General features: G+C 57.8%; 25 protein-coding genes. 14 read left to right on the top strand and 11 right to left on the bottom strand.

Features of this window, described 5'->3' with window-relative positions; genetic code table 11:
* Nucleotides 1-18: 18 nt before the first annotated feature.
* The 5 genes from WFN61_RS07030 to WFN61_RS07010 all read right to left on the bottom strand — a co-directional run bounded on the left by WFN61_RS07030 (nucleotide 19) and on the right by WFN61_RS07010 (nucleotide 4,832).
* Nucleotides 19-1,308, bottom strand: coding sequence for an ABC transporter substrate-binding protein (locus WFN61_RS07030; RefSeq protein WP_144819024.1), 1,290 nt, complete (start codon nucleotides 1,306-1,308; stop codon nucleotides 19-21).
* Nucleotides 1,309-1,321: 13 nt separating this feature from the next.
* Nucleotides 1,322-2,449: an ABC transporter ATP-binding protein gene (locus tag WFN61_RS07025; protein ID WP_312235465.1), complete on the bottom strand. Its 1,128-nt coding sequence runs from the start codon at nucleotides 2,447-2,449 to the stop codon at nucleotides 1,322-1,324.
* Between the two features lie 12 nt (nucleotides 2,450-2,461).
* Nucleotides 2,462-3,364, bottom strand: a complete 903-nt coding sequence (locus tag WFN61_RS07020) for a carbohydrate ABC transporter permease (protein ID WP_144819028.1) — start codon at nucleotides 3,362-3,364, stop codon at nucleotides 2,462-2,464.
* Entirely contained in the window at nucleotides 3,357-4,247 is an 891-nt protein-coding gene (locus tag WFN61_RS07015) for a carbohydrate ABC transporter permease (protein ID WP_144819030.1), read from the bottom strand. The genes WFN61_RS07020 and WFN61_RS07015 overlap by 8 nt, the downstream gene beginning before the upstream one ends.
* A gap of 258 nt (nucleotides 4,248-4,505) precedes the next feature.
* Nucleotides 4,506-4,832, bottom strand: coding sequence for a cupin domain-containing protein (locus WFN61_RS07010; protein WP_337038397.1), 327 nt, complete (start codon nucleotides 4,830-4,832; stop codon nucleotides 4,506-4,508).
* 148 nt (nucleotides 4,833-4,980) lie between these two features.
* Between WFN61_RS07010 and WFN61_RS07005 the strand changes: the two genes are divergently transcribed.
* Nucleotides 4,981-5,673, top strand: a complete 693-nt coding sequence (locus WFN61_RS07005; RefSeq protein ID WP_337038396.1) for an aspartate/glutamate racemase — start codon at nucleotides 4,981-4,983, stop codon at nucleotides 5,671-5,673.
* Here WFN61_RS07005 and WFN61_RS07000 read toward each other — a convergent pair.
* The gene (locus WFN61_RS07000) at nucleotides 5,670-6,596 is read right to left on the bottom strand and encodes a LysR family transcriptional regulator (RefSeq protein WP_337038395.1); all 927 of its coding nucleotides are present in this window, start codon (nucleotides 6,594-6,596) and stop codon (nucleotides 5,670-5,672) included. The genes WFN61_RS07005 and WFN61_RS07000 overlap by 4 nt on opposite strands.
* Before the next feature lie 113 nt (nucleotides 6,597-6,709).
* Between WFN61_RS07000 and lysA the strand changes: the two genes are divergently transcribed.
* Both lysA and WFN61_RS06990 read left to right on the top strand, forming a co-directional pair.
* A complete protein-coding gene (gene lysA / locus WFN61_RS06995; protein WP_337038393.1) occupies nucleotides 6,710-7,972 on the top strand; it encodes a diaminopimelate decarboxylase in 1,263 nt (420 codons plus the stop codon).
* 10 nt (nucleotides 7,973-7,982) lie between these two features.
* Nucleotides 7,983-8,432, top strand: a complete 450-nt coding sequence (locus WFN61_RS06990) for a GNAT family N-acetyltransferase (RefSeq protein ID WP_312235587.1) — start codon at nucleotides 7,983-7,985, stop codon at nucleotides 8,430-8,432.
* Here WFN61_RS06990 and galR read toward each other — a convergent pair.
* Nucleotides 8,429-9,436, bottom strand: a complete 1,008-nt coding sequence (galR, locus tag WFN61_RS06985) for an HTH-type transcriptional regulator GalR (protein ID WP_144819040.1) — start codon at nucleotides 9,434-9,436, stop codon at nucleotides 8,429-8,431. The two genes, WFN61_RS06990 and galR, sit on opposite strands and share 4 nt — an antisense overlap.
* A 431-nt stretch (nucleotides 9,437-9,867) precedes the next feature.
* On the opposite strand from galR, the gene aas reads away from it, so the two are divergent.
* Both aas and lplT read left to right on the top strand, forming a co-directional pair.
* Complete coding sequence (aas, locus tag WFN61_RS06980) at nucleotides 9,868-12,027, top strand: bifunctional acyl-ACP--phospholipid O-acyltransferase/long-chain-fatty-acid--ACP ligase (protein WP_337038392.1); 2,160 nt, start codon at nucleotides 9,868-9,870, stop codon at nucleotides 12,025-12,027.
* Complete coding sequence (lplT, locus tag WFN61_RS06975) at nucleotides 12,020-13,213, top strand: lysophospholipid transporter LplT (protein ID WP_312467929.1); 1,194 nt, start codon at nucleotides 12,020-12,022, stop codon at nucleotides 13,211-13,213. Before aas ends, lplT begins: the two co-directional genes overlap by 8 nt.
* Nucleotides 13,214-13,252: 39 nt before the next feature.
* Here lplT and WFN61_RS06970 read toward each other — a convergent pair whose 3' ends face one another.
* Both WFN61_RS06970 and WFN61_RS06965 read right to left on the bottom strand, forming a co-directional pair.
* Nucleotides 13,253-14,293, bottom strand: a complete 1,041-nt coding sequence (locus WFN61_RS06970) for an NADP(H)-dependent aldo-keto reductase (protein WP_144819046.1) — start codon at nucleotides 14,291-14,293, stop codon at nucleotides 13,253-13,255.
* Nucleotides 14,294-14,416: 123 nt separating this feature from the next.
* Entirely contained in the window at nucleotides 14,417-14,635 is a 219-nt protein-coding gene (locus WFN61_RS06965) for a YgdI/YgdR family lipoprotein (RefSeq protein ID WP_042387937.1), read from the bottom strand.
* Between the two features lie 186 nt (nucleotides 14,636-14,821).
* Here WFN61_RS06965 and WFN61_RS06960 point away from each other — a divergent pair, with 186 nt between their 5' ends.
* Nucleotides 14,822-15,079, top strand: a complete 258-nt coding sequence (locus WFN61_RS06960; RefSeq protein ID WP_337038389.1) for a hypothetical protein — start codon at nucleotides 14,822-14,824, stop codon at nucleotides 15,077-15,079.
* 37 nt (nucleotides 15,080-15,116) lie between these two features.
* On the opposite strand, the gene WFN61_RS06955 is transcribed toward WFN61_RS06960, so the two are convergent.
* Together WFN61_RS06955 and mutH are read right to left on the bottom strand one after the other, a co-directional pair.
* Nucleotides 15,117-15,830 carry a TerC family protein gene (locus WFN61_RS06955; RefSeq protein ID WP_144819054.1) on the bottom strand — a complete coding sequence of 238 codons (714 nt, stop codon included), beginning with the start codon at nucleotides 15,828-15,830 and terminating at the stop codon, nucleotides 15,117-15,119.
* 63 nt (nucleotides 15,831-15,893) lie between these two features.
* Nucleotides 15,894-16,589: a DNA mismatch repair endonuclease MutH gene (mutH, locus tag WFN61_RS06950; protein WP_144819056.1), complete on the bottom strand. Its 696-nt coding sequence runs from the start codon at nucleotides 16,587-16,589 to the stop codon at nucleotides 15,894-15,896.
* A gap of 680 nt (nucleotides 16,590-17,269) precedes the next feature.
* Here mutH and rppH point away from each other — a divergent pair.
* The 8 genes from rppH (at nucleotide 17,270) to WFN61_RS06910 (ending at nucleotide 23,820) form a co-directional block, all read left to right on the top strand.
* On the top strand, nucleotides 17,270-17,800 hold the full coding sequence (gene rppH / locus WFN61_RS06945) for an RNA pyrophosphohydrolase (protein WP_042387929.1): 531 nt from the start codon (nucleotides 17,270-17,272) through the stop codon (nucleotides 17,798-17,800).
* A 12-nt stretch (nucleotides 17,801-17,812) separates the two neighbouring features.
* A complete protein-coding gene (ptsP, locus tag WFN61_RS06940; RefSeq protein WP_144819058.1) occupies nucleotides 17,813-20,059 on the top strand; it encodes a phosphoenolpyruvate--protein phosphotransferase in 2,247 nt (748 codons plus the stop codon).
* Between the two features lie 164 nt (nucleotides 20,060-20,223).
* A complete protein-coding gene (lgt, locus tag WFN61_RS06935; protein WP_144819060.1) occupies nucleotides 20,224-21,099 on the top strand; it encodes a prolipoprotein diacylglyceryl transferase in 876 nt (291 codons plus the stop codon).
* Between the two features lie 6 nt (nucleotides 21,100-21,105).
* Nucleotides 21,106-21,900: a thymidylate synthase gene (gene thyA, locus WFN61_RS06930; RefSeq protein ID WP_144819062.1), complete on the top strand. Its 795-nt coding sequence runs from the start codon at nucleotides 21,106-21,108 to the stop codon at nucleotides 21,898-21,900.
* 183 nt (nucleotides 21,901-22,083) lie between these two features.
* Nucleotides 22,084-22,554 (top strand): prepilin peptidase-dependent protein, encoded by a 471-nt coding sequence (locus tag WFN61_RS06925; RefSeq protein ID WP_312177829.1) that lies wholly within the window; start codon nucleotides 22,084-22,086, stop codon nucleotides 22,552-22,554.
* Nucleotides 22,545-23,108: a prepilin peptidase-dependent protein gene (locus tag WFN61_RS06920; RefSeq protein WP_312273268.1), complete on the top strand. Its 564-nt coding sequence runs from the start codon at nucleotides 22,545-22,547 to the stop codon at nucleotides 23,106-23,108. Before WFN61_RS06925 ends, WFN61_RS06920 begins: the two co-directional genes overlap by 10 nt.
* Entirely contained in the window at nucleotides 23,105-23,512 is a 408-nt protein-coding gene (locus WFN61_RS06915; RefSeq protein ID WP_312235571.1) for a DUF2509 family protein, read from the top strand. The genes WFN61_RS06920 and WFN61_RS06915 overlap by 4 nt, the downstream gene beginning before the upstream one ends.
* Nucleotides 23,497-23,820, top strand: a complete 324-nt coding sequence (locus WFN61_RS06910) for a prepilin-type N-terminal cleavage/methylation domain-containing protein (RefSeq protein WP_144819068.1) — start codon at nucleotides 23,497-23,499, stop codon at nucleotides 23,818-23,820. The genes WFN61_RS06915 and WFN61_RS06910 overlap by 16 nt, the downstream gene beginning before the upstream one ends.
* Nucleotides 23,821-23,827: the final 7 nt, after the last annotated feature.

Here is a 23,827-nt window from a genome sequence, read left to right as displayed (position 1 = left end):
GCCGCCCGGCATTTTACATTAGCGCATTGCGCGTTTCAGGATACGCTCCGCCTGGCGCTGGAAATCAGCCGCCGTCTCTTCCACGGTTTTCTGACCGTAGTCGATGTACTGCAGAGACGTACCAAACTGGGCCACCACCTGTGGGTCGTCAAAGTAAGGCGATACCGTCAGTTTGGCAGGCAGGGACTGCGCCAGGCGCAGGCCCGCAACCGACGGATCTTCCTCTTTGATGGTGCCGTTAGCGGTCAGGGTCTCCACCGCTGCCTTGCTCAGCGGTACGCCACGCTCAAGGCCCAGCGTCTCCGCTCCCTCTTTGCTGTTCAGCAGGAAGTTAATCAGCTGCGCCGCCTCTTTCGGATGCTTGGTCGATTTGCCAATCGACAGCATCTGGGCCGGTTTAAAGAACAGACCCGCGTCGGTGGCACCCGGCAGCATCGGGTAGCTGCCCAGCTCCAGCTTCGCCGGTGGCTTCAGGTTGTCAGAGTATTTGGTGATAGTGGAGTTCCACATGTAGGTGCCGCCCCATTCACCTTCAATCCACGGCTTCATCTCATACATGTTGCTCTTACCAAACGACGCGTAGTATTTGGTATCCGGCATCACGTGGTTGTCGACGAGATCCTTATAGGTCTGGAAAAACTCCACCCACTGCGCTTTGCTGTAGGCGAATTTTTTGGTTTTCTCGTCCACTGCCGGAAGGTTGTACTTCTGGATCATGTAGGAGTTCAGCAGCGCCAAGGTGTCCTGATGCTCCAGCACCACCGGGTAGTACTGCTTGCCCAGCTTGCTCTCAAAGGTTTTACCTGCGGCTTTCAGCTCATCCCAGGTTTTGGGGTATGTAACGCCTGCTTTTTTCCAGGTCTCATCGTTGAAGTAGAAGACGCGCGCGGTCACAGAGATCGGGATCCCGTTCAGCTTGCCGTTGACGGTGGTCGATTTCAGCTCTTTCGGATCGAACTGGCTCAGATCGATCACATCCTTCAGCTGATTGAGGTCGTAGAAGCCGTCGCCGTTTTTCGAGAAGATCGGCAGCCAGTTCCAGTTGGTCTGCATCACGTCAGGCTCGGTGCCGCCAGCGATCTGCGTGGTCAGGCGGGAGAGGTGACCGTCCCAGCCGGTATATTCTGATTTAACATTAATGTCCGGGTGCTGCTTATGGAACTCCTCGATCGCCTTCAGCGTCACCTGGTGACGGCCATTACCGCCCCACCAGGACATACGCAGGTCGACGCTATCCGCCGCCTGTGAAGGAAGGGCGCTCAGGCCTAATGTGGCGGAGATTGCTGCGCTTAAAAGCACTTTTTTCATTTTTATACTCCAGTTAGAGAGAGATGTTCTGTTCAGTTTTCGCGTCAAAGATATGACACTTATCCATGTCAAACTTAAACCAGACCTTACGGTTAAGGCCCTTTTCAATCATTGGTTTAGCCTCGTCGGAGGGGATACGGGCGGTCAGCTCATAGTCGGCCACTTTGAGGTAGACAAAGAACTCATGGCCCATGTTTTCGGTGCGCACCATCTCGCCGGTGCAGCAGCCTTCGGCAAAGGGTTCATCGGAGAGGGAAACGAACTCCGGGCGCACGCCGAAAAAGAGTGACTGGTTCTGGTACGCGGCGACTTTCTCCTGCTGGCGAGCGTTCAGCGGCAGGCTCTCATCGCCGATGGTGATATGCAGGCGGCCTGCTTTATCGATCAGCTTGCCGGGCTTGATGTTCATCTCCGGTGCGCCGATAAAGCCCGCCACGAACATATTCTTTGGGTGGTGATAGAGATTGTCCGGGGTATCAACCTGCATGATATGCCCCAGCTTCATCACGCAGATGCGATCGCCCATGGTCATGGCTTCGGTCTGGTCATGGGTTACGTAGACGGTGGTAGCCGGTTTCCCGGACTTCTTCAGCTCCTTATGCAGATCCGAAATACGGATACGCATGGAGGCGCGCAGCTTGGCGTCGAGGTTAGAGAGCGGTTCGTCAAACAGGAACACGTCCGGCTTCTTCACAATCGCCCGGCCCACCGCCACACGCTGGGCCTGGCCGCCGGAGAGCTGGCGCGGCAGGCGTTCCAGCAGCTCTTCCAGCTCGAGGATCTTCGCCGCTTCGTCCACGTACCTGTCGATCTGATCCTTCGGCATCTTGCTCAGCTTGAGACCAAAGGCGAGATTTTCCCGCACCGTCATATGCGGATAGAGCGCATAGTTCTGGAACACCATCGCAATGCCGCGCTCTTTCGGCGCGAGGTTGTTCACAATCTTCTCCCCGATACGCACTTCGCCGCCGCTGATGGTCTCCAGCCCGGCCAGCATGCGCAGGGTCGTAGACTTGGCGCAGCCGGACGGCCCAACAATCACCATAAACTCCCCGTCAGCAATCTTCAGGTCGATACCATGTACCGCTTTAAAGCCGTTGGAGTACACTTTTTCCAGCTTGTTGAAAATAACTTCAGCCATGATATTTCCCTCTTAACCTTTAATTCCGCTGCTGGTCACGCCCTGTACGAAGTAGCGTTGAGCCAGGAAGAAGACAATGATGGACGGCAGAATGGAGATACTCGCCATTGCCAGAATTTCGTTCCACGGCGCGCCTTCGGTCACGTCGATGGACATTTTCAGCGCCAGGGCAATCGGGTACTTATCCACGCTATAGACGTAGATCAGCGGGCCGATAAAGTCGTTCATCGACCACATGAACTGGAACAGCGCCACCGAGATAATCGCCGGTTTCAGGATCGGCACCACCACGTACCAGAGCACCTGGGCAGAGTTACAGCCGTCGATCTGCGCCGCCTCTTCCATGTCACGCGGCACGCCGCGCAGGAACTGGATCAGCATGAAGACGAAGAAGCCCTGGGTCGCAAAGGCCAGCGGCAGATAGAGCGGCATATAGCTGTTGAGCATGCCCATCTCACGGAACATCAGGTACTGCGGGATCAGCAGCACGGTGCTTGGCAGCAGCATGGTGGTGATAAGCGTGGCGAACCAAAACTTCTTCCACGGGATCTCGAAGCGGGCAAAGCCGTAGGCCACGATGGTGGAGGAGATAATGGTCAGGATCACTTTCGGGATCACATACTTGAAGGTGTTCAGCATGTAATGGCCAAAATTATACTCGGTGCCGGTTTTCCAGCCGTTGATAAAGCCATCCCAGGTGGCATGTGCCGGCCACAGGCTCAGGGTGGTGAAGATCTCGTGGTTAGGCTTGAACGCCGCCGAGAACATCCACACCAGCGGGTAGAGCATCAGCAGGCCAACAAACAGCAGGATCACGTAGCGGATGCTGGCGTTGATCTTCTCTTTACGCAAGGTACGCGCGACTTCCTGGTCAGCGATGCTTCTTGCCGTAGATATTTGTTGAACGTCAGCCATTTTTGCCTCCCTTATCGGCGGAGTAGAAGACCCAGTATTTTGATGATTTAAAGGCAATGGAGGCGAAGACGGCCACCACCAGGAACAGTACCCACGCCAGCGCCGCGCCGTAGCCCATATCGAAATACTTAAAGGCGGTGTCGTAGATGTAGAGCGAGAAGAGATAGGTGTAGTAGGTTGGGCCGCCGCCGGTAATGACGTACGGGCCGGTAAACTCCTGGAACGCCTGGGTGGTCTGCATAATGAAGTTGAAGAAGATCACCGGCGTAATCAGCGGCACGGTCACTTTAATAAACATCTGCCACTTCGACGCGCCGTCGATCATCGCCGCCTCATACTGCGACTGGGGCACGTTTTGCAGCGCGGCGAGGAAGATCACCATCGCGGAACCAAACTGCCAGACGCGCAGCAGGGTCACGGACATCAGCGCCAGCGACGGCTCGCCCAGCCAGTTCACCGGATCGAGACCAAAAACGCCGATAAAGCTGTTCAGCAGGCCATCGATGGCAAACAGCGCGCGCCACAGCACGGCGATGGCAACGGAGCTGCCCAGGATGGATGGAATGTAGTAGGCAGTACGGAAGAACCCGATGCCGCGTAATTTAAAGTTAAGAACAAAAGCAATCCCCAGCGCGAAGGCGAGCTTCAGCGGGATAGTTAAAAAGACGTAGGCAAAGGTGACGCCCATCGATTTCCAGAACAGGGAATCTTCGGTCAGCATGTAACGGTAGTTTTCAATCCCGTTAAATACCGGCGGACTCATTAAGTCATACTCAGTAAAACTGAGGAAAAACGAGGAAACGAAGGGAAAGGCCGTAAAGACGATCAACCCGATGATATAGGGCGATATCCAGGCCAATCCCAGCAGTCTGTTTTCATTCATATATACCTGCCTGGGTGTATGAGTGCTTTTTAAAACGGTGTTTTAATTTATCTTATTGCGATTTATTTCTGCGTCATTCGATTAATTATGGAAATGTGATCAAAGTCGAAACGACGTTTCAATAAGGTGAGCCAGGTGACATTTCCCGTGAGCACGCGGGGTAAGTGCCTGGATAAATGAATGATTAACCCGCTAATAATTTGGTATAAATAAAAATGCCCTCGCGGCGGAGGGCTTTTTAACAGAGAGCGCTAACGGTTACGCTGTGAGGAAATCCTCACGCACCGGCGTAAAGGTATCGAGCAGGGTGCCCGCTTTTAAGCAGACGCAGCCGTGCATGATGTTTGGCTCTTTATAGAGCGTGTCCCCGGCACGAACGATATGTTTCTCATCGCCGATGGTAAATTCAAACTCGCCGGATAAAACATAGGTAAGCTGTTCATGAGGGTGGTTATGCAGCGGGCCAACCGCGCCTTCGCTAAAATTTACCTCTACCGCCATCATTTTGCCTGAATGGGCCAGAATGCGCCGGGTAACGCCATTGCCCAGATCGTCGAGCTGGGTCTGCTGGTGGAAAGTAAACATGAGAGCGTCCTGTAGTAAAATAGTTTAAGAGTAAAACAATGTTTCATTAAATTTATATCAGCTAGCGTTAAAAAGAAACGCGACGCCTAATAAGTGGAAAGTCGATCACAAGTTTGCTTTCACGGGCGGATAACAGGGGAGAGATACGATGAAAACGATAGGGCTGCTGGGCGGCATGAGCTGGGAATCAACCATTCCCTACTACCGTCTGATTAATGAAGGAATAAAGGCCCGGCTGGGTGGGCTGCACTCCGCTAGCCTGCTGCTGCACAGCGTCGATTTTCATGATATTGAGGCCTGCCAGTCGAGCGGCGACTGGGACCGGGCGGGCGAGATACTTGCCAGCGCTGCCGCAGGGCTTGAGCGCGCCGGTGCCGAAGGGATCGTGCTCTGCACCAACACCATGCACAAGGTTGCCAGTCAGATCGAAGATCGTTGCAGCGTGCCGTTTTTGCACATCGCCGACGCCACCGCTCGGGCGATCCAGAAAGCCAACCTGCAACAGGTGGCGCTGCTGGGCACCCGTTACACCATGGAGCAGGATTTCTACCGCGGGCGGATGCGTGACGCCCACGGCATTGAGACCAGCGTCCCGGACGACGAGGATCGCGCCAGGGTTAACCAGATCATCTTTGACGAACTCTGCCTGGGCACCTTTAGCGAGCCGTCGCGGGCTTACTTTATCGACCTGATTGCGCGGATGGCGAGCCAGGGGGCGGAGGGGGTGATCTTCGGCTGCACCGAGATCGGCCTGCTGGTCTCCCAGGATCAAAGCCCGATCCCGGTGTTTGATACCGCCGCGCTTCACGCCGCCGACGTTGTCGACTTTATGCTGGATTAACGCTCCGCCAGCACCGCTTCTAACGGCGCGATAATGCGCGACACCGCCTGCTGTAAATGGGCGGAGAAGGCATCCACCAGCGCAGAGGCGGGGCGGTGCAGGGGGCGGATCAGGCTGACGGTAAAGGGCACGGCGATGCTGAAGGGTCTGACCACCACCCCGCTGCTGGCATAGTCGAGGGCGGTGAGCGGGTTAACCACCGACACCCCGACACCGGCGCGAACCATCGCGCAGACGCTGGCGGCGCTGTGGGTCTCTACTACCATGCGGCGTTTCACCTGGTGCTCACTGAACAGGGCATCCAGCAGCTGACGATAGCTGTCCGAGCGCGACAGGCTAATGTAGTTCTCACCCTGGAAATCCTGGGGAGTAAGCACCGTGCGCTGCGCCAGCGGATGTCCGGCGGGCAGGACGCACACCTCGTTGAGGGTCAGCAGCGGCGTGCGTTCGGTCCCGGCGGGGGTGCTCAGGGTTTCGGTCAGGCCGAGATCATGACGCTGGGCAGAGAGCCACTCCTCCAGCAACGGCGACTCCTGCGGCACCACGTTGAGGCTCACCTCCGGGTAGCGGGCAAGAAAGGGTTGCAGCAGCAGGGGCAGAAACGACTGAGAGAAGACCGGCAGGCAGACGATAGACAGCTCCCCCTGGCGGAATTCTCGCAGGCTTTCGGCGGCGCTGACGATGCGATCCAGGCCGTACCACGAGCGCTGTACCTCTTCAAACAGGCGCAGGCCCTGCACCGTAGGGTGTAGCCGCCCCCGCGAGCGTTCAAACAGCGTCAGGCCAATCACCTTTTCAAAGCGCGCCAGCTCCCGGCTCACGGTAGGCTGCGAGGTGTGCAGCAAACGCGCGGCCTCGGTCAGGTTTCCGGCGGTCATTACGGCGTGGAAAATTTCGATATGACGAAGGTTAACGGCGGGCATAGGCTCTCCTGCGGCACAAGGTATATCAGATATGAATAGAATCGTAACATAACGATATTTTTTATTCCCTTTGGCCTGTGGCGTAATAGAAAAAAATGATTATGGAGTTCGCCATGCCACGTCCGTTAAATAACACCGATACCGCGCTCACTGCCGCCAACCTGCACAGCCTGGTGACTGAATTTGGCTGTCCGGTCTGGGCCTACGACGCCGGGATTATCCGCCGCCGTATTGCCCAACTAGCCCAGTTTGACGTGGTGCGTTTCGCCCAGAAGGCGTGCTCCAATATTCATATTCTGCGTCTGATGCGCGAGCAGGGCGTCAAGGTGGATTCGGTATCGCTGGGCGAGATCGAACGTGCGCTGGCGGCAGGCTATGAGCCGCAGAACGGTGCGGATGAGATCGTCTTTACCGCCGATGTGATCGATCCCCCGACGATGGCCCGCGTACATGAGCTACAGATCCCGGTTAACGCGGGATCGGTAGATATGCTGGCCCAGCTGGGGGAGGTCTCTCCGGGCCATCGCGTCTGGCTGCGGGTTAACCCTGGCTTCGGCCACGGCCACAGCCAGAAAACCAATACCGGTGGCGAGAACAGCAAGCACGGGATCTGGTACAGCGATCTGCCCGCTGCGCTGGAGGTCATGCAGCGCTACCAGCTTAAGCTGGTGGGCATTCATATGCATATCGGCTCCGGCGTGGACTATGGCCACCTTGAGCAGGTATGTGGCGCGATGGTCAGCCAGGTCGTTGAGTTCGGCCAGGATCTGGAGGCGATCTCCGCCGGCGGCGGGCTGTCGATCCCCTATCGTGAAGGGGAAGAGGCGATTGACACCGATCACTACTTTGGCCTGTGGAACAGCGCCCGGGAAAAAATTGCCGCCCACCTGGGGCATCCGGTAAAGCTGGAGATCGAGCCGGGACGTTTCCTGGTAGCTGAATCCGGCGTGCTGGTGTCGCAGGTGCGCAGCGTCAAAGCGATGGGCAGCCGTCACTTTGTGCTGATCGACGCCGGTTTTAACGACCTGATGCGCCCGGCCATGTACGGCAGCTATCACCACATCAGCGCTCTGGCAGCAGACGGCCGCGATCTGGCGGCAGAGCCGCTTATCGATACCGTGGTGGCCGGTCCGCTGTGTGAATCCGGAGACGTCTTTACTCAGCAGGCGGGCGGGGAAGTTGAAACTCGCGCCCTGCCTGCGGTGGTGCCGGGAGATTACCTGGTACTGCATGATACCGGGGCCTATGGCGCATCGATGTCATCCAACTATAACAGCCGTCCGCTGCTGCCGGAGGTGCTGTTTGACAACGGCGCGGCGCGGCTGATCCGCCGTCGGCAGACCATCGACGAGCTGCTGGCGCTGGAGCTGCTGTAAGACAATGAGCCTGAAGATCCTGCCTCTGTACGACGCGCCGCACTTTGCGGACCAGGTAACCGACTGGCTGTGGCAGGCCTTTGGCGACACGCTGTCACGCGATTTTTTTGCCAGCGTGGTTGCCCACAGCCAGCAGCCTGAGGCGTTGCCTGTTACGTTTATTGCCACCGAAGGCGGGAGGCTGCTGGGCACGGTGGGGCTCTGGCGCTGCGATCTCATCAGCCGCCAGGATCTCTGGCCGTGGCTGGCGGCGCTGTATGTCGATGAGGCCGCGCGCGGGCAGGGGCTCGCGGGCAGGCTTCAGCAGCACGTGAAGGATTACGCCCGCGCACGGGGTTTTACCCAGCTGCATCTCTACTCTGCCTGTCGCGATTTTTACGAGCGCTTTGGCTGGCACTATATCGGTGACGGGCTGGACTACCCGGCCACCACGGTGCACCTCTACCGCTGCGCGCTTTAGCTCTCCTGCGGCGTACCCACCGAGTGACGGCGCACCAGCGTTGGGCTAAAGAGGTGAGTGATCTCCGGCAGGGGCTGCTCTTTCGCCAGCGCCAGCGCCAGCTCTGCGGCCTGGGTTGCCATCGTCACGATGGGGTAACGCACGGTGGTCAGGCGTGGACGGACGTAGCGGGAGATCAGCACGTCATCAAAGCCAATCAGCGAGATCTCACCCGGCACCTCAATGCCGTTATCGTTTAAAACGCCCATCGCCCCAGCGGCCATTGAGTCGTTATAGCAGGCAACGGCGGTAAAGTGCCTGCCACGCCCGAGTAGCTCGGTCATCGCCTGCTCGCCGCCGCTCTCATCCGGCTCGCCCCAGGTCACCAGCCTATCGTTACAGGGCAGGCCGTTCTCCCGTAGCGCATCGTAATAGCCCTGGAGGCGATCTTCCGCATCGGAGATGGCATGGTTAGAGCAGAGATAGCCAATTTTGGTATGTCCCTGCTGGATAAGATGTCGCGTCGCCAGCCATGCGCCATAGCGATCGTCCAGCGCCACGCAGCGCTGCTCGTAGCCAGGCAGGATCCGGTTGATCAGCACCATGCCGGGCATCTGATCCATCAGTGCGGCTAAATCGTCATTGGGAATGCTTTTCGCGTGTACCACCAGCGCCGCGCAGCGGTGGCGCATCAGCTGCTCAATGGCGCGCCGCTCTTTCTGTTCATTATGGTAGCCGTTACCAATCAGTAAAAAGTTACCGGTATGGTAGGCCACCTGCTCTACGGCTTTGACCATGGCCCCAAAAAAGGGATCGGAGACGTCGCCGACCACCAGGCCGAGGGTCTCCGTTGACTGCTGCGCCAGCGCGCGGGCGTTGGCGTTGGGATGGTAGTTGAGTGACGCCATGGCGCTCTGCACCGCCTGCCGGGAGGCGTCGCTGGCTTTGGGGGAACTGTTAATGACGCGCGACACCGTGGCGACGGAGACACCGGCGAGTTTTGCAACATCCTTTATGGTCGCCATTCTGAACCTTCTTTAATGGGTAAGCGTTTACACCTGGTTAAGTGTTGCGGAAAAGTGCGGCAGGTTCAAGGCTCTTGCTTTTCTGAAGTGCGCAAACGTGAGCCAAAGCGCATGTGCAGTGTGAAACCGTTACACTGTTGTTATCAGGCAAATAAACCGGGCAAATAAAACAGAAAAAGGGTAATTCAAACCTTTAGTTACACTTTGCGATGAGCTGTTGCGATTGTTCCCTGGCATCCACAGGGGCGAGGAGCCACAATCAAGATCCCAGAGGTATTGATTGGTGAGATTTCAGTACGTATGAGTACTCACTTTTTGCACCAACCTGCGCGGATGCGCAGGTTTTTTTTCGCCTCGATTTTGCCGCCCGCTACACTTCTCGTGTAATCTGCCACAATCTGCCATACCCGAACGACTGACACAGGAAGTTAATGATGCTGGGATTTTTCCGTACCCTCTTCCGTCTGCTTTATCGCGTAGAGCTCACGGGCAATACGCAGGCGCTGAGCGGCGAGCGCGTCCTTATTACCCCCAACCACGTCTCTTTTATTGACGGTATTCTGCTGGCCCTGTTCTTACCGGGGCGTCCGGTATTTGCGGTCTACACCTCAATTAGCCAGAGCTGGTACATGCGCGCCCTGTCGAACCTGATCGACTTTGTCCCCCTCGATCCCACCAAACCGATGTCGATCAAGCAGCTGGTGCGGCTGATCGAGAGCGGGCGACCGGTAGTGATCTTCCCCGAGGGTCGTATCTCCGTCTCCGGCTCGCTGATGAAGATTTATGACGGGGCGGCCTTTGTGGCGGCTAAATCGCGCGCAACGGTGATCCCGGTGCGCATCGAAGGCGCGGAGCTGACCTTCTTCAGCCGCCTGAAGGGGCTGGTGAAGCAGCGCCTCTTCCCACGTATTACTCTGCATATCCTGCCGCCGACGCAGCTGCCGATGCCTGAAGCGCCACGCGCCCGCGATCGCCGCAGGCTGGCGGGCGAGATGCTGCATCAGATTATGATGGAAGCGCGCATGGCCGTGCGCCCGCGGGAAACGCTGTTCGAAGCCCTGCTGGCGGCGCAGTACCGCTACGGCGCGGGCAAGAACTGCGTCGAGGATATCAATTTCAAGCCCGATACCTACCGCAAGCTGCTGACCAAAACGCTGTTTGTGGCGCGCATCCTGGATAAATACAGCGCCCAGGGCGAAAAAATTGGCCTGATGCTGCCGAACGCAGGCATCGCGGCGGCGGTGATATTCGGTGCTATCGCCCGGGGACGTATTCCGGCAATGATGAACTACACGGCTGGGGTGAAGGGGCTGGGCAGCGCCATTACCGCCGCACAGATCAAAACCATCTTTACCTCCCGCCAGTTTATGGAGAAAGGGAAGCTCTGGCATCTGCCGGAGCAGCTGACCCAGGTGCGCTGGATCTATCTGGAAGATCTGAAAGGCGAAGTCACTACCGCCGATAAGCTGTGGATCTTCGGCCATCTGCTGATGCCGCATCTCGCCCAGGTACCGCAGCAGCCGGAAGATGACGCGCTGGTGCTCTTTACCTCCGGTTCAGAGGGCAATCCAAAAGGGGTGGTGCACAGCCATAAAAGCCTTCTCGCCAACGTGGAGCAGATCCGGACCATCGCGGACTTTACCGCCCGGGATCGCTTTATGTCGGCTCTGCCGCTGTTCCACTCCTTTGGCCTTACCGTGGGGCTATTTACCCCGCTGCTGACCGGGGCAGAGGTCTTTCTCTATCCCAGCCCGCTGCACTACCGTATCGTGCCGGAGCTGGTCTATGACCGTAACTGCACCGTGCTGTTTGGCACCTCGACTTTCCTTGGGCACTACGCCCGCTTTGCCAACCCTTACGACTTCTACCGCCTGCGCTACGTGGTCGCCGGGGCGGAAAAACTGCAGGAGAGCACCCGCCAGCTCTGGCAGGATAAGTTCGGCCTGCGGGTTCTGGAGGGCTACGGCGTCACCGAGTGCGCGCCGGTGGTCTCCATCAACGTGCCGATGGCGGCGAAACCGGGGACGGTGGGGCGTATTCTCCCAGGCATGGATGCGCGCCTGATGGCGGTGCCGGGCATTGAAGAGGGCGGCAGGCTACAGCTGAAGGGGCCGAACATCATGACCGGCTATCTGCGCGTTGAGAATCCTGGCGTGCTTGAGCGCCCGGCGGCAGAGAACGCCGAGGGTGAACTCGAGCCCGGCTGGTATGACACCGGCGATATCGTACGCTTCGATGAGCAGGGCTTTGTGCAGATCCAGGGCCGGGCCAAGCGCTTCGCCAAAATCGCCGGGGAGATGATCTCGCTGGAGATGGTAGAGCAGCTGGCATTAATGGCCTCGCCGGACAAAATGCACGCGACGGTTGTGAAGAGCGACGCCAGCAAAGGCGAGGCGCTGGTGATGTTTACTACCGACAGCGAGCTGACCCGTGAGACGTTGCTTAAGCAGGCGCGCGCGCAGGGCGTGCCGGAGCTGGCCGTGCCGCGTGATATCCGTTTCCTGAAGCAGTTGCCGGTGTTGGGCAGCGGCAAACCAGATTTTGTTACCCTGAAGAGCAAACTCGACGAGGCGGAAGCGCAACATGCATGAGCCAGTAAGCACGAACAACTCTCTCCTGTCGAAGGGGATGCTGGCGGTGACTGCCGCCCAGTTCCTCTCGGCATTTGGTGATAACGCCCTGCTGTTTGCCACCCTGGCGCTGCTCAAGGCCGAGTTCTATCCTGACTGGAGCCAGCCAATCCTGCAGATGGTGTTTGTAGGTGCTTACATACTCTTCGCTCCTTTTGTTGGACAGGTGGCGGACAGCTTTGCCAAGGGGCGGGTAATGATGTTCGCCAATGGGCTGAAGCTGCTCGGGGCGCTGAGTATCTGCGTGGGCCTTAACCCATTTATTGGCTATACGCTGGTGGGCATTGGCGCGGCGGCCTACTCTCCGGCCAAATATGGCATTCTCGGCGAGCTGACCTCCGGCGATAAGCTGGTGAAGGCCAATGGCCTGATGGAGTCCTCGACTATCGCCGCCATTCTGCTTGGCTCGGTGGCCGGGGGCGTGCTGGCAGACTGGCACGTGCTGGCGGCGCTCGGCGTCTGCGCCCTGGTGTACGCCGGAGCGGTGGTTGCGAACCTGCTGATCCCGAAACTGCCGGCGGCCCGGCCGGGCCAGAGCTGGCGTTTTGCCCCCATGACCCAGAGCTTCTTTCACGCCTGTAAAGCGCTATGGCTAAACGGCGAAACCCGCTTTTCGCTGGTGGGCACCAGCCTGTTCTGGGGAGCAGGGGTGACGCTGCGCTTCCTGCTGGTACTGTGGGTGCCGGTGGCGCTTGGCATCAGCGATAACGCGACGCCAACCTATCTTAACGCTATGGTAGCGGTGGGTATCGTTGTTGGGGCGGGCGTGGCGGCGAAGCTGGTGACCCTGGAGAGCGTGGCTCGCTGCATGCCTGCGGGGATCCTTATTGGTGTGGTGGTGACGCTCTTTTCGTTACAACATGCATTGCTGCCTGCCTACGGCCTGCTGGTGCTCATTGGTATTCTGGGCGGGTTTTTCGTCGTGCCGCTTAATGCGCTTCTGCAGGAACGAGGGAAACGTTCCGTGGGGGCGGGCAATGCCATCGCGGTGCAGAACCTGGGCGAGAACGCGGCGATGCTGCTTATGCTGGGGCTTTACTCGCTGGCGGTGAAGGCGGGTGCGCCGGTGGTCGGCGTCGGGGTAGGCTTTGGTGTGCTGTTTGCGCTGGCGATTGCCGGCCTGTGGCTGTGGCAGCGCCGTCGATAAAAAACATGCCCGGCGGGCGTATTCCGCCGGGCAATTCACTTACGGTGCCGGGTAGGTATAGACCTTGTGCACCGCTTCAATCTCCGCCAGTACCTCTTCGCTCAGCTCCAGATACAGGCTCTCAACGTTGGTTTTCAGCTGCTCCATGGTCGTGGCACCCAGCAGGGTGCTGGCCACGAACGGCTGGCGGCGGACAAAGGCCAGCGCCATCTGCGCCGGGTCCAGATTATGCCGTTTGGCGATATCCACATAGGCAGCGATCGCTTTTTGCGTCTGCTCGCCGCTGTAGCGCGTAAAGCGGCTAAACAGCGTGTTGCGCGCGCCGGCGGGCTTCGCGCCATTCAGGTATTTACCGGTTAGGGTGCCGAAGGCCAGGCAGGAGTAGGCCAGCAGTTCAACGCCCTCAAACTGACTCACCTCTGACAGACCAACCTCAAAGCTGCGGTTCAGCAGGCTATAGGGGTTCTGGATGGTGACGATGCGCGGCAGATCGTGCTTATCCGCCAGGTGCAGATAACGCATCACGCCAAACGCCGTTTCGTTCGAGACGCCGATATAACGAATCTTGCCCGCCCGCTGACACTCGGCCAGCGCTTCCAGCGTGTCGAGAATAGTGACGCCGGGCGCGGATTCGGCCCACTCGTAGCCCAGCTTGCCAAAGCAGTTAGTTGGGCGCTGCGGCCAGTGAACCTGGTAGAGATCGAGATAGTCGGTTTGCAGGCGTTTCAGGCTGGCGTCCAGCGCTTCACGGATATTTTTGCGATCCAGCACCTGGTTCTGGCGAATGCCGCTGTCGTTATTGCGGCTTGGCCCGCTCACCTTGGAGGCGATAACCAGCTTTTCACGGTTGCCGTGCCTGGCCAGCCAGTTGCCGACGTAGGTTTCGGTTAAACCCTGCGTCTCCGGGCGCGGCGGTACGGGATACATCTCTGCCACATCAATCAGGTTAATACCCTGGGCTACGGCGTAATCAAGCTGCGCATGGGCCTCGGCTTCGCTGTTCTGCTCACCAAAGGTCATTGTGCCCAGCCCCAGCGTGCTTATCTCAAGCGAGCTGTGAGGGATACGGTGATAATGCATAGCCGGCTTCCTTGTTTTTTAACAACGTCAGGGGCTTCCTGACAAAGGAATATAAACATGGCAGAGGGGAGGCAAAAGGGGAAGAGAAAAATCAAAAGGCCAGCAGATTGCTGACCTTAGCACCTAGCGTTCGATAATTTGCGACACGTCATCACGGTTAATCTGCATCTCGTTGCCCTGCAGGTCGCGGTAGCTGACCAGCCCGGTATCGTCATCTACTGCCGGCTTACCTTCAGTCAGGATCATACGGCCATCTTTGGTCGCCATCACATAGTCGCTGCTGCATCCTGAAACTGCACAGGCTAAACCCACTGCGGAAATCACTACTGCCCATTTTTTCACGGTTGTTCTCCTTCTTAAGGCCAGAATCTGTAATGAGTGTAGTAATAACGCACGGATACGAAAGGAAAAAGCGGGAAAATCTTAAAAGGCCGCGAGAAATAGCGGCATTCGCCACGGTTTACCCTACCCGTAGCGTGGTAATATTTTCGTGACGTAATTAACGTTACACGTAACGGAGAAGGAGAGATGGAGATAAGCGTCAAAACGCTTGAGGAGAAGGTGGAGTCGCTGGTCACGGATGTCGCCGTGATTAAGTCTAACTATGCAACGAAGGAAGATATCTCAACCATCAGAGTGGAATTAGCAGAGACTAACGTCAGGATTGCAGATGTAAAGGCCGAGCTTCATAGCACGCTTAGAACTCAGGTAACGACGATCGTTGGCTCAATGATTGCGATTACCGGCGTCGCTTCAGGCGTTATCATTAAATTTCTCGCTCATTAATGTAGCGATGGCTCCCCCGTAGCGGGGGAGCGAGAGATCACAGCGGATTCTTTTTATTGCGCAACAGGTTCAGGGTCTCGACGGCGATCGAGAAGAACATGGCGAAATAGATATAGCCTTTTGGCACGTGAATGCCAAAACTCTCCAACATCAGCGTAAAGCCAACCAGGATCAGGAACGACAGGGCCAGCATTTTTACCGACGGGTGACGATCGACAAACTCGCCGATAGGGCGGGCGGCAAACATCATCACGCCGACAGAGATCACTACCGCCGCCATCATAATGAACAGATGATCCGACAAGCCCACTGCCGTAATGACCGAGTCGAGGCTAAAGATAATATCCAGCATCATGATCTGCACGATGGCACCGAGGAAAGAGTGAACGTTGGTTTTCAGCCCCTCCTCTTCACCTTCAATCGTTTCATGGATCTCCTTGCTGGCCTTCCAGATTAAGAACAGACCACCGAGCAGCAGGATCAGATCGCGGGCGGAGACCGCATGATCGAGCACGGTGAACAGCGGCGTAGTCAGCCGGGTAACCCAGGAGATAGAGGCCAGCAGCGCCAGACGCATCAGCATTGCGCCTGCCAGGCCAATACGCCGGGCATGGTTACGCTGTGCGGTCGGGAGTTTTGCAACGACCAGAGAGAGGAAAATAATATTGTCGATCCCGAGCACAATCTCCAGCAGCGTCAGCGTACCGAGCGCGAGCCAGGCGTTGGGATCGGTTATCCATGCAAATAACATCGTAAAGTCCTGCCAAAAAAAGAAGCGCTAATTATAAGCCTCTGGCAGGCGAGGGCAAAAAATTTAATAACCCTGCAACAAAAAATGCCGCGCCAGCAGCGCGCGGGTGAAGTTCTTTTTCAGATAGAAGCCGCGCGGCAGCGTCAGAATCGGCTGGCCATGCTGGCCCACCGCCTCGGTCAGCGCCTTGCTGTTTGCCGCCTTTGGCCGAAGCTGTAGCACTTCGCCATGGCGGGCGGTAATGCTCTCTACCTGACCCAGCACAATAAGATCCATCAGCTCCTCCCAGTCCATGCGCAGCTGCTGCTCTTCCTGAACGCTTGGACTCCACAGCAGCGGCGAGCCAACCCGGCGGCTGGCGACAGGGATCTCCCGCGAGCCCTCTACCGGGATCCACAGCACCCGCGTCAGCTTGTGACGCACGTGGCTGCTCTCCCATGTGACGCCGCTGTTGCCGGTCAGCGGCGCAACGCAAACGAAGGTTGTCTCCAGCGGACGGCCCAGGCTGTCCACCGGAATGGTCTTCAGCTCCACCCCTAGCACAGCGAAATCTTGCTCAGGCTTGCTGCCCGCGCTCGCCCCCAGCCAGCGCTCCAGCAGCACACCGGTCCAGCCCTTATCACGCTTGAAGTCTGCCGGAACCGGCAGCCCAGCCAGCGCACCTAGCTCGCCAAGTGTCAGCCCAGCTAACCGCTGCGCCTGCTCAAGCAGAGCGCTTTCCGAGTCTGGCGGAGAGGTAAAAGGAGAGAGCGGCAGCATATATACAACCTCTGGTTAAAAAATGAACAGCAATAGTGCACAGGGGGCAACGGGATAGATTTTTTCCCACAGCGATAAACAACGCAATGATTTTTAGGATTTTTTTCCCTTGCGCGATCTCTGTTGCGCAACGGGTCGCCATGTTTTCCAAATCTGGTCACTGACAATGAACAGGATCTTACACCATGTTATCCACAGAAAAGTGGGATAAGTGAGAAAAACCCGGACTACTGTTTCCATTTACAGCCTTGACGTGCGACCAAAATCGAATTTTCGCACAAATTGTGCTTAACTTATTGGCACAAACTGTGGATAAAACCGGCTCTGTTCGATCTTTCATCAGTTGTCGGATCGTGCCTGTGATACACGTCACATAATGATCCCGATAGCATAAAGATCGTGATATAACCTAATGAATAGTCCCAAATTATTTTTACGAGTGATAAACTGATTGTTCAGGGCCGTCAGGGTTTTCCCGGAGTAATTCCGTACTTCTGCACAACTCTATCCACAGAAATCGTGAATAAAACCGCAGCCGATGCGCCCATTCTGTTTATAACTCGGGTGATAATTGTGAGTTATTCAAATGTTATTCGGTTATAGCGCATTGAGAGAGTGGTTTACCGTATCTCACGAGTGTGAAACAATCGTTTAATTCAGGTTTATTTTGAGGTAGTCCGGTGATTGATGACGATGGCTACCGCCCAAATGTGGGTATCGTAATCTGTAATCGACAAGGCCAGGTCATGTGGGCCAGGCGCTTCGGTCAGCACTCATGGCAGTTTCCCCAGGGCGGTATCAACCCTGGCGAGTCCCCGGAGCAAGCTATGTACCGGGAGCTGTTCGAAGAGGTGGGGCTGAGCCGTAAGGATGTACGTATTCTTGCTTCGACCCGCAGCTGGTTGCGTTACAAGTTACCAAAACGTTTGGTGCGTTGGGACACAAAGCCGGTTTGTATCGGCCAAAAACAGAAGTGGTTTCTTTTGCAATTGATCAGCAACGATGCGGATATCAATATGCAAACCAGCAGTACCCCTGAGTTTGATGGCTGGCGCTGGGTAAGCTACTGGTATCCTGTTCGTCAGGTTGTCTCGTTTAAGCGCGATGTTTATCGTCGGGTGATGAAGGAGTTTGCAAGTGTGGTTATGGCGCTGGCGGAGAGCACCCCAAAGCCACAACACTCTCCTGCCTGGCGACGTAAGAGAGGATAAGCCATACATATCATGCTCACCCGGTTACGAGAAATAGTTGAGAAAGTTGCCAGCGCGCCACGCCTTAATGAGGCGCTGGATATTCTGGTGACGGACATCTGTCTGGCGATGGATACCGAAGTCTGTTCGGTCTACCTCGCCGATCACGACAGACGCTGCTATTACCTGATGGCGACGCGCGGGTTGAAAAAGCCGCGCGGCCGCACCATCACGCTCGCATTCGATCAGGGTATCGTCGGCCTGGTAGGCAGGCTGGCGGAGCCGATTAACCTCGCCGACGCGCAAAAGCATCCCAGCTTTAAATACATTCCCTCAGTAAAAGAGGAGCGCTTCCGCGCCTTCCTTGGCGTGCCGATTATCCAGCGGCGTCAGCTGCTGGGCGTGCTGGTGGTACAGCAGCGCGAGCTGCGCCAGTTTGATGAGAGCGAAGAGTCGTTTTTAGTCACGCTGGCCACCCAAATGGCGGCGATCCTCTCTCAGTCGCAGCTTGCCGCGCTGTTTGGCCAGTATCGCCAGACGCGTATTCGTGCCCTGCCTGCCGCACCCGGCGTCGCCATTGCCGAGGGGTGGATGGATGCCACCCTGCCGCTGATGGAGCAGGTCTACGAAGCCTCGACGCTGGACACCGCCCTTGAGCGTGAACGCCTCACCGGTGCGCTTGAGGAGGCCGCCGGCGAGTTTCGTCGCTACAGCAAGCGCTTCTCTGCCGGGCAGCAGAAAGAGACGGCGGCCATCTTCGATCTCTACTCCCACCTGCTGTCGGACGCCCGCCTCAGACGCGAGCTGTTCGACGAGGTGGATCGCGGTTTCGTGGCCGAGTGGGCGGTGAAAAAGGTCATCGGACGCTTTGCCGAACAGTTTGCTGCCCTCTCCGACGGTTATCTCAAGGAGCGCGCTGGCGATCTGCGCACGCTGGGTCAGCGCCTGCTGTTCCACCTCGATGATAGCCTACAGGGCCCCAATACCTGGCCCGAGCGCTTTGTGCTGGTGGCCGACGAGCTCTCCGCTACTACGCTGGCTGAACTGCCTCACGATCGGCTGGTCGGGGTGGTCGTACGCGACGGCGCAGCCAACTCCCACGCGGCGATTATGGTGCGTGCGCTGGGCATCCCAACGGTCATGGGGGCCGATATTCAGCCCTCGGTGCTGCATCGTCGCACGCTGGTGGTGGATGGCTACCGGGGTGAGCTGCTGGTCGATCCTGAGCCGATCCTGCTTCAGGAGTATCAGCGTCTCATCACCGAAGAGAACGAGCTCAGCAAGCTGGCGGAGGATGAGGTTAACCTTCCCGCCCAGCTAAAAAGTGGCGATCGGGTTAAGGTGATGCTCAACGCCGGGCTGAGTCCTGCACATGAGGAGCAGCTTGGCAGCCGCATCGACGGGATTGGTCTCTACCGAACTGAGATCCCGTTTATGCTGCAAAGCGGCTTCCCCTCCGAAGAGGAGCAGGTGGCTCAGTATCAGGGTATGCTGCAGCTCTTTAACGAGAAGCCGGTGACCCTGCGTACGCTGGACGTCGGGGCGGATAAGCAGCTGCCCTATATGCCCATCAGCGAGGAGAACCCCTGCCTTGGCTGGCGTGGGATCCGTATTACGCTCGATCAGCCAGAGATCTTTTTAATCCAGGTGCGGGCCATGCTGCGCGCCAACGCCGCCACCGGCAACCTCAGCATCCTGCTGCCGATGATCACCAGCATTGAAGAGGTGGACGAAGCTCGCCGACTGATTGAGCGCGCCGGGCGGGAAGTGGAAGAGATGATCGGCTACGCTATCCCCAGGCCGCGCATCGGCGTGATGCTGGAAGTCCCTTCCATGGTCTTTATGCTGGCGCATCTGGCGAGCCGGGTCGATTTTATCTCCGTCGGTACCAACGATCTCACTCAGTACCTTCTGGCGGTCGATCGCAACAACACCCGTGTGGCAAGCCTCTACGACAGCCTGCATCCGGCGGTTCTGCGAGCGCTGGCAACCATTGCTCAGGAGACGGAGCGCTATGGCATCGATCTCTGCCTGTGCGGTGAGATGGCGGGCGATCCGATGTGCGTGGCGGTGCTGATCGGTCTTGGTTACCGCCATCTGTCGATGAACGGCCGTTCGGTGGCCCGCGTTAAATATCTGCTACGCCATATTGATCGCGAGGATGCCGAGACGCTGGCAAACCGTACCCTGGAGGCGCAGTTTACCTCTGAGGTGCGCCACCAGGTGGCCGCCTTTATGGAGCGCCGTGGCATGGGTGGCCTGATCCGCGGCGGACGCTAGCGCATCGGCGGCGGGTAAAGGGAAGATACAGATCTTTTACAACTTCGCCCTAATCGCCCGCCTGGCTTATGCTATGATTCCCAGCTTTGGAGCGCCCTGTTAAGCGGGCGCACATCTTAACCGCTGTCGACTTTTGGCGGAATAACAACACTTTGTGGTGACAGATGAATAATGGATATCTGCATTTTCCCGATTTCGATCCGGTAATTTTCTCTATCGGACCGCTTTCGCTGCACTGGTACGGCCTGATGTACCTTGTTGGCTTTATTTTTGCCATGTGGCTGGCTGGCCGCCGCGCAAACCGTCCCGGCAGCGGCTGGACGAAAAACGAAGTGGAAAACCTGCTCTATGCGGGATTCCTGGGCGTCTTCCTCGGCGGGCGCATCGGCTATGTGCTGTTCTATAACTTCCCGACCTTTATCCAGGATCCGCTCTATCTGTTCCGCGTCTGGGACGGCGGCATGTCCTTCCACGGCGGCCTGATCGGTGTGATCGTGGTGATGATCATCTTTGCTAAACGCACTAAGCGTACCTTCTTCCAGGTCTCTGATTTTATTGCGCCGCTAATCCCCTTCGGGCTGGGTGCCGGAAGGCTGGGTAACTTTATCAACGGCGAGCTGTGGGGCCGCGTCGATCCGAGTTTCCCTTATACCATGCTCTTCCCTGGCTCTCGCGCCGAGGATATGGCGCTGCTGCCTTCACATCCGGAGTGGCAGTCTATTTTTGACACCTATGGCGTCCTGCCGCGCCACATGTCTCAGCTCTACGAGCTGGCGCTGGAAGGGGTGGTGCTGTTTATCATCCTTAATCTGTATATTCGTAAGCCGCGCCCGATGGGTGCAGTATCAGGCCTGTTCCTGATCGGCTATGGCGCATTCCGCATTATTGTGGAGTTCTTCCGCCAGCCGGACGCGCAGTTTACCGGCGAATGGGTGCAGTACATCAGCATGGGCCAGATCCTCTCTATCCCAATGATTATTGCGGGTGCGCTGATGATGGTCTGGGCGTACCGCCGTCGCCCGCAGCAACACGTCTCCTGAGGAATCATGAAACAGTATTTAGAACTGATGCAAAAAGTGCTGGATGAAGGCACGCAGAAAAACGACCGTACCGGCACCGGCACGCTTTCCATTTTTGGTCATCAGATGCGCTTTAACCTGCAGGAGGGCTTCCCGCTGGTGACCACCAAGCGCTGCCACCTGCGCTCAATCATCCATGAGCTGCTGTGGTTCCTGCAGGGCGATACTAACATTGCCTACCTGCATGAAAACAACGTCACCATCTGGGACGAGTGGGCCGACGAGCAGGGCAACCTTGGCCCGGTTTACGGCAAACAGTGGCGTGCATGGCCTACGCCGGACGGTCGCCACATTGACCAGATCGCGACCGTGCTGAACCAGCTGAAGACCGATCCGGACTCCCGGCGGATCATCGTCTCCGCCTGGAACGTGGGCGAACTGGACAAAATGGCGCTGGCCCCGTGCCACGCGTTTTTCCAGTTTTACGTGGCGGATGGCAAGCTCTCCTGCCAGCTCTACCAGCGCTCCTGCGATGTCTTCCTCGGTCTGCCGTTTAATATCGCCAGCTATGCGCTGCTGGTGCATATGATGGCGCAGCAGTGTGATCTTGAGGTGGGTGACTTCGTCTGGACCGGCGGCGATACCCATCTCTACAGCAACCACATGGAGCAGACGCACCTGCAGCTGAGCCGTGAGCCGCGTGCGCTGCCGAAGCTTGTTATCAAGCGTAAGCCCGCGTCGCTGTTTGACTACCGCTTCGACGACTTTGAGATTGAAGGCTACGATCCGCACCCTGGCATCAAAGCCCCGGTCGCTATCTGATAATCACAGCCTGCCACAGCCGGCGCGTTACCGCGCCGGCTTTTTTTCGCTTTTACCCCGTTCTGCGACCCGCCTTCCCGCTGTGATGTAACCCTCTGCAATCCACAATATTTCTCCCGTAGCGCCTCGTAAAAGCGAGCATCTCACCTCGCATGCATCACGCATCAGGCGCAAAGTACGGCCATGAAAAAAGAGCAGGGTTACACCCTTATAGAGATCACGGTAGCAACGATCGTTCTGGTGATCCTTGGCGCGTCGGGGCTGTATGGCTGGCAGAGCTATCAGGCACATCAGCGTCTGTGGCAAACCGCCTGGCAGGTGCGTGACTATCTGGAACTGCTGCGGAACGACGCCAACTGGCACAACCGGGATCGCAAGGTATGGGTGAAACAAGAGAGCGGCCGCTGGTGCCTGCTGGCGTCAGCTGATGCGCAGGCAACGTGTGGCGGGGATAACCCCTTTGCGCTGCGTCCGCTCTGGCCTGAGGTGGCGCTGGTTGATATCACCCCCTCGCTCGGCTTTTACGGGCTGCGTAATACCGCATGGGCCGGACACATCACGCTGCGTAGCGAGGCGGGGGAGTGGCAAATCATTGTATCGAACTGGGGGCGGATAAGAGTATGCCAGCGTACAAACAGCGGTGCATGCAGCTGACCGAAGGCGGGTTCTCGCTGCTGGAGGTACTCATCGCGATGACCATCGGCAGCGTGCTCCTGCTCAGCGCCGCTCGCTTTTTACCTGCGCTGCAAGCGGCAATGCTCCATCAAACCCGGCAGCAAGCGCTGGAAGAGGCGGTTTGGCAGCATCTCTTCACGCTGGGAAAGCATCTCCAGCGGGCTGGCTACTGCCGGGGAGAGTGCAGCGGACAGCCGCTGGTCATGGGTCGGCAGGGAGCCTGCATAATCGTGCGATGGGATGCCAACAGCAACGGCCGGTGGGAACACTCCCCCCTCGCAGAGGCCGAACAGACCGGCTTTCGCTTGCAGAGCGGCGTGCTGGAGACGCGGCAGGGGGCAGAGAGCTGCGAAGAGAAAGGGTGGGATAAAATCACCGATCCGGCCACGGTCAGCGTGCAGCGCTTTACGGTGGTTCGTCAGCCGCCGGGCGTTTTGGCCCCCATGCTAACGCTGACGCTGGCGGCGGCTCCCCTTAATCATCCCGAGGATGCCATTAGCGCGACGTACAGCGTGGTGGGGTACAACCTGTGAGGGGCGAAAAGGGAATATCCTCTCTGGCACTGGTGCTCCTGCTGCTGGTATTGGGTAGCTTGATGCTTAGCGGTTTAAACCAGCGCCAGCGCACCCATACGCAGCGCATTACCAGCGAAAGTCGGGCGATGCGCAATTTGGCCGATGCTCACTCGGCGCTGGAGTGGGGGCGAATGCAACGCTGGCAGAGGCAGCCTGCCGTGCAGTGCCGGGAGCATCACCGCCAGCCGTGGCGGGTCTGCTTACGCATTTTTGCCGACCGGACGCTGGTGCTGATCGCCGCCAGCGGGAGTGTAACGCTGTGGCGCAGCGGAGCGACAGGCGAGAGCGGCGTGACGTTTTCGCCCCACGGCTGGAGCGATTTCTGTCCCCTCAAGGAGATACGCCTGTGTCAGATGCCGTAGCCCGCCAGCGGGGCTTTAGCCTGCCGGAGACGTTGCTGGCAATGGTGCTGCTGGTCATGGTTGTCACGGCGCTGACAGGGTATCATCGCGTGCTGCTGGAGGGCTTCACCGCCTGGAGCCACTATCGCTACCTGTGGCGTTACGGCTGGCAGCAGGCGCAGCCCCGGCCCGCGCCGCTACCGGCAGGCTGGCAGGTCAGCCGGGTACAGACAACGGACGCCGGATGTGTCAGCATCAGCGTAACCATCACCTCTCCGGTGGGCAGGCAGGGGAAGATGACGCGGTTATATTGCCCAGTTTATAAGTAGTCAGGAG

Origin of the sequence: Pseudescherichia sp. AS216, from assembly GCF_037152055.1 — a bacterium.
Lineage (GTDB): Bacteria > Pseudomonadota > Gammaproteobacteria > Enterobacterales > Enterobacteriaceae > Pseudescherichia.
Note: the sequence above shows the minus strand (reverse complement) of the source record. Positions and strands in the feature narration are given on the sequence as shown.

Bases quoted from the DNA above. Each gene is read 5' to 3' on its own strand.
- WFN61_RS07030 (WP_144819024.1), bottom strand. From the start codon at position 1,308: ATGAAAAAAGTGCTTTTAAGCGCAGCAATCTCCGCCACATTAGGCCTG.
- WFN61_RS07025 (WP_312235465.1), bottom strand. From the start codon at position 2,449: ATGGCTGAAGTTATTTTCAACAAGCTGGAAAAAGTGTACTCCAACGGC.
- WFN61_RS07020 (WP_144819028.1), bottom strand. From the start codon at position 3,364: ATGGCTGACGTTCAACAAATATCTACGGCAAGAAGCATCGCTGACCAG.
- WFN61_RS07015 (WP_144819030.1), bottom strand. From the start codon at position 4,247: ATGAATGAAAACAGACTGCTGGGATTGGCCTGGATATCGCCCTATATC.
- WFN61_RS07010 (WP_337038397.1), bottom strand. From the start codon at position 4,832: ATGTTTACTTTCCACCAGCAGACCCAGCTCGACGATCTGGGCAATGGC.
- WFN61_RS07005 (WP_337038396.1), top strand. From the start codon at position 4,981: ATGAAAACGATAGGGCTGCTGGGCGGCATGAGCTGGGAATCAACCATT.
- WFN61_RS07000 (WP_337038395.1), bottom strand. From the start codon at position 6,596: ATGCCCGCCGTTAACCTTCGTCATATCGAAATTTTCCACGCCGTAATG.
- lysA (WP_337038393.1), top strand. From the start codon at position 6,710: ATGCCACGTCCGTTAAATAACACCGATACCGCGCTCACTGCCGCCAAC.
- galR (WP_144819040.1), bottom strand. From the start codon at position 9,436: ATGGCGACCATAAAGGATGTTGCAAAACTCGCCGGTGTCTCCGTCGCC.
- aas (WP_337038392.1), top strand. From the start codon at position 9,868: ATGATGCTGGGATTTTTCCGTACCCTCTTCCGTCTGCTTTATCGCGTA.
- lplT (WP_312467929.1), top strand. From the start codon at position 12,020: ATGCATGAGCCAGTAAGCACGAACAACTCTCTCCTGTCGAAGGGGATG.
- WFN61_RS06970 (WP_144819046.1), bottom strand. From the start codon at position 14,293: ATGCATTATCACCGTATCCCTCACAGCTCGCTTGAGATAAGCACGCTG.
- WFN61_RS06960 (WP_337038389.1), top strand. From the start codon at position 14,822: ATGGAGATAAGCGTCAAAACGCTTGAGGAGAAGGTGGAGTCGCTGGTC.
- WFN61_RS06955 (WP_144819054.1), bottom strand. From the start codon at position 15,830: ATGTTATTTGCATGGATAACCGATCCCAACGCCTGGCTCGCGCTCGGT.
- mutH (WP_144819056.1), bottom strand. From the start codon at position 16,589: ATGCTGCCGCTCTCTCCTTTTACCTCTCCGCCAGACTCGGAAAGCGCT.
- ptsP (WP_144819058.1), top strand. From the start codon at position 17,813: ATGCTCACCCGGTTACGAGAAATAGTTGAGAAAGTTGCCAGCGCGCCA.
- lgt (WP_144819060.1), top strand. From the start codon at position 20,224: ATGAATAATGGATATCTGCATTTTCCCGATTTCGATCCGGTAATTTTC.
- thyA (WP_144819062.1), top strand. From the start codon at position 21,106: ATGAAACAGTATTTAGAACTGATGCAAAAAGTGCTGGATGAAGGCACG.
- WFN61_RS06925 (WP_312177829.1), top strand. From the start codon at position 22,084: ATGAAAAAAGAGCAGGGTTACACCCTTATAGAGATCACGGTAGCAACG.
- WFN61_RS06920 (WP_312273268.1), top strand. From the start codon at position 22,545: ATGCAGCTGACCGAAGGCGGGTTCTCGCTGCTGGAGGTACTCATCGCG.